This is a genomic window from Sphingobium limneticum, from assembly GCF_008710155.1.
Classification (GTDB): Bacteria; Pseudomonadota; Alphaproteobacteria; order Sphingomonadales; family Sphingomonadaceae; genus Sphingobium; species Sphingobium limneticum.
Genome location: NZ_VYPZ01000069.1, coordinates 1 through 3,582, shown reverse-complemented (window position 1 = coordinate 3,582; position 3,582 = coordinate 1). Strand labels below are relative to the sequence as shown.

Below are 3,582 nucleotides of genomic sequence, written 5' to 3'. Positions count from 1 at the left end.
CTTGGCGATGCCGCGCGACACGGGTTGCGCCCAAGCTGGCAGGTAGGCCGACATGGCCAGCGTGCCGCCGAGCATGGCGGTTCCGCGCATCACGTCGCGCCGGTTCAGATTGCGGCTCATGCCGTTCTTTCGCTCCATTCAATGCTTGCGGCCGGCGGGAGGGGGCCGCCGTCGTTACCCTTCATTACGCGCGAACCGGCCCATCCCCTCATGCGAAGTCGAAAATTTTCGACAACTTCGCGCGCGCGCGCCGGAGCCGCATCTCTACGGCCTTGCCGCTGATCCCCAGCGCGGCTGCGGTCTCCGCTTCGGACAAGCCTTCCACGGTCCGCAGCAAGAGCGTCTCCTTGAGCGTTGCCGGCAGCTCGGACACCGCGCGCGAAAGCCGGGCAAGTTCTGCGCGATCGAAGGTGACGGTGTCGGCACCTGGCGCCTCGTCTCGCTCACCCTCGATCGTCTCAGGCGGCAGCGAAGAGGCGAACGATAGTATCTGGCGTATGCGTCGCCGCCGAAGCCAATCGCGGCTCTTGTTGATTGCCACGCGGGCCAGCCACGCAGCGAGCGGCCGATCTCCGTCATACTTTCGCAAGTTCTGAAAGGCGGCCGCGAAGCATTCCTGAGTGAGGTCAAGCGCCTCTTCGGCATCGCCGATATGTGCACGGATCAGGCGGTAAACCGGCCCCTTGTGCCGGCGCATGATCTCGGCGAAGGCGGCCTGACGTCCAGCGAGCGTCAAGGCGGCGAGTTCGCCGTCCGTGCAGGCCGAAAGTTCAAGACTCACCGCGCGTCTGCGGTCAGCGCCTTCACCACCGCGCGGTCGAACGTCCTCGCCTGGTCAGGCCGCAGGATCTGCCGCATCGCGAACATATGGTTCAACGTCTCCTTTTGGAGCTCGCCCATCGTGCCGTGCGAACGATCGACGGCCGCCGCGACCTGCGGCCCATTGCCATGCTCGACTTCAATGGCGTCGGCGAGCCGCGCGTTGTCGGCCCTGAGTTCCAGCTCCAAGGCACGCCTTCGGACGGCGAAGCGAGACTCCAGCGTCTGGAGTTTGGTCCGTTGAGCCTCGTCCAACTCAAGCCCGTCGTGGAGCAATCTGTGAAGCTCCACGCCTGGGGTCGTCGACGAAGGAAACACTTCGCGTCCAGCCCACACGCCTGCGACCGCTGCTGTGAACGCGATGGCCGCGATCAGCATCGTTCTCCGGGCGCTGCCCGTCACTGGAGCGCCAGCAAGGTCGAAGGCGCTAGCGGCGCGGCAGGCCCGAAAGGCGTCAGCGTCGGCATCTGCGCAGGCGCCGCTGCGGACGACAATCCGCCGCCCACCACTCCCAAGGCGGCCGCGCCTACCGCTGCCAGCATGCCAGCCCGCAGTGTCACTCCGCTGCCCGCGCGCTGCTCCGCCGCGATTAATCGCATGACATCCCCTTCCAGTTCAGCGAGCCGGGGATGAAGCGGCTGCTCGGCAAGGCGGCGCAACGCGCTGTCTAAATCCATATCCATGTTCCTTCCTCCGTCTTGCTCACATCCCTTACGCACGGCCGGCGAACACCCCTCGAATCCGACGTGAACGAATACCCCGAAGCGCGAACGCCCCCGAGCGCCGCGGCGCACTCTTCCATTGCGTCCAATCGTTCACAGCGCATGCTGAGACGCACCAAAACAGTGTTGATGTCGCTCCTTGCTAGCCTCTAAAGCTATGGTTTGGCCTGGGCGGGGGGCCGATCGATCCAAATTGCGGTCGGTTTGCGATCTAAAGCAAATTGTAAAGAGTTTATTAACCGCGTCTCTTTACTGTTCGGGCATCCCTCCTCCCGAGAGAGCGCATGCCATACTTGATCGATGATGCGATATATACTGCGAGTGCGATCAGCATCCTTCTGGGCATGATCGGGCTCGCCTGTGTCATGACCTGGCCATTTCTACGTTGCTTGCGGCGGGTGATCGTCGTCCAGAGCGTGGGCGCGGTGGCGTTCACGCTTCAATTTTCCGTCCTTGGTGCCTCGACCGCGGCGGTCGCATGCGGCATCTCGCTTGCGCAGCTCTTGATTGCGCTGACGGTGCGGGATCGTGGAGTACGGTCGGCGCTCAACATTGCGAGACTCGTCACGCTCCTGACGCTTGTCCTATTTACTTGGGTAGGCATAGCGTCGCTTTTCGCGGCCAGTGGAGGCATCATAAACATGAGCGCGCGCAATCAGCCGTCGCCCATGCGGATGAAAACAGTGTTCCTGATCGGCTCTCCTTTTTGGTTAGCGCACAACATCATGGGTGGCGCACTGTCCGCCCTTACAGTGGATCTCATATCGGTCTTCACAACATGACCGGTTTGTATTTGGCTTCGATCGAAGCGCGAAAGTGTTTGCAGGGAGAGGTGTCCGACACGGTCTGGCGACGAGTAGGAATCTTGTACGGGACTTTCTCCGGCCGGCGCTCGGGTGGCGCCGGCACTCCTGGGCTGAGCGGTCCCGCCGCAGCGCAACAGGAGTGCCGCGCATGATTGATGTACCGGCATCCGTCGCAGCTACACCCCTCCTCGCCAGGCAGAACGTCAATACGCGAACCTCGCCCAAGTTCATTGCCCGACCCGCGAGCGTACATGACGCAAAGGCACTGGCAGCTCTGAAGACAGCGCTGAGCGTCGAGACAGAGCACATGGTGTTCGACGTCGCTGATCCACATGCGCTATTGAAGCGCTGCAACTCTGAGTTGCAGGCTTCGAAGCTCGGAGAACAAGGCATTTTCGTCGTAGAAACCCGGAAACACATTGTCGGCTATATTGATGTCAGGAGAGTAACGGTCGAAGGAGCATATGAGTTTGCATCGTTTAATCTGGCAATCCGTCCACAATACTGGGGCAACGGACTTGGAGCACAGCTGATTTCTCTAGCGGAAAAATGGGCTAAAGGACGCCAATTGCGCTTCCTTATGTTCTTAGTCGCAATTCGAAATCATCGCGCAAGGGCGCTCTACGATCGTCTAGGGTATAGCATCTGTGATATAGTTCGGGTGGATGATAATAATGCGATCGCAGCCGATGAAGCATACATCATGGGACGTATGATCCTCGAAGCAGATTGTTCTGCCCCTCCTGAGTCCGGTGCGGATCACGATGTTGGGAGTGGGCTATGCTAAACGTCATGTACCTCGGCGTTTTCGTGCTAATGACTGTTTTGGCTGTTCCAGCGACTGCGCAGGTGACTGCGAGCAACCCAAGACCACGGCCGGCGCACTCAAATTCTTGCAGGATATGTTGGCTCGTGGTCCAGCTGAAGCAATGCCCTGGCCGGGATTCGCGCGTGCGTCGAAAGTGACAAAGGTTTTCAATGGCAATTGCTTGATGACCTTGTCGCTAGCTGACCAAGATCGATCTGGCGCGAGCGATTGCGGTGCGGGGTCGGATGTCGACGAATGCACCGCAATCCGCGGTCGAGATCGTGGGAGGGGTGCAGCCTTAGAGCCCGATCCAAAAGTTGTTGAGCAATACCAGCATGTTATGATTCACGCCGTCCTTGCGAGAGATGGAGTGATCAATGGCATGGACTGGCATTGCTCGAGATGAGCATAGCCGCAAAGGACTGCG

At 60.2% G+C, this 3,582-nt stretch carries 6 protein-coding genes; 2 read left to right on the top strand and 4 right to left on the bottom strand.

The genetic code is table 11. The features are described 5' to 3' along the window. The 4 genes from F4U94_RS25425 to F4U94_RS23865 all read right to left on the bottom strand — a co-directional run. Nucleotides 1–120 (bottom strand): twin-arginine translocation signal domain-containing protein (locus F4U94_RS25425; RefSeq protein ID WP_150412334.1); only part of this gene is annotated, 120 nt, incomplete at its 3' end. 88 nt (nt 121–208) lie between these two features. Continuing rightward, on the bottom strand, nt 209–781 hold the full coding sequence (locus F4U94_RS23875; RefSeq protein ID WP_088181961.1) for an RNA polymerase sigma factor: 573 nt from the start codon (nt 779–781) through the stop codon (nt 209–211). Next, nucleotides 778–1,197 (bottom strand): periplasmic heavy metal sensor, encoded by a 420-nt coding sequence (locus F4U94_RS23870; protein ID WP_088181962.1) that lies wholly within the window; start codon nt 1,195–1,197, stop codon nt 778–780. Before F4U94_RS23870 ends, F4U94_RS23875 begins: the two co-directional genes overlap by 4 nt. A gap of 20 nt (nt 1,198–1,217) precedes the next feature. Next, the gene (locus F4U94_RS23865; RefSeq protein WP_249042123.1) at nt 1,218–1,496 is read right to left on the bottom strand and encodes a hypothetical protein; all 279 of its coding nucleotides are present in this window, start codon (nt 1,494–1,496) and stop codon (nt 1,218–1,220) included. Between the two features lie 389 nt (nt 1,497–1,885). Between F4U94_RS23865 and F4U94_RS23860 the strand changes: the two genes are divergently transcribed. Beyond that, complete coding sequence (locus F4U94_RS23860) at nt 1,886–2,323, top strand: YgjV family protein (protein ID WP_211363332.1); 438 nt, start codon at nt 1,886–1,888, stop codon at nt 2,321–2,323. A gap of 172 nt (nt 2,324–2,495) precedes the next feature. Beyond that, the gene (locus F4U94_RS23855; RefSeq protein WP_088181964.1) at nt 2,496–3,134 is read left to right on the top strand and encodes a GNAT family N-acetyltransferase; all 639 of its coding nucleotides are present in this window, start codon (nt 2,496–2,498) and stop codon (nt 3,132–3,134) included. Nucleotides 3,135–3,582: the final 448 nt, after the last annotated feature.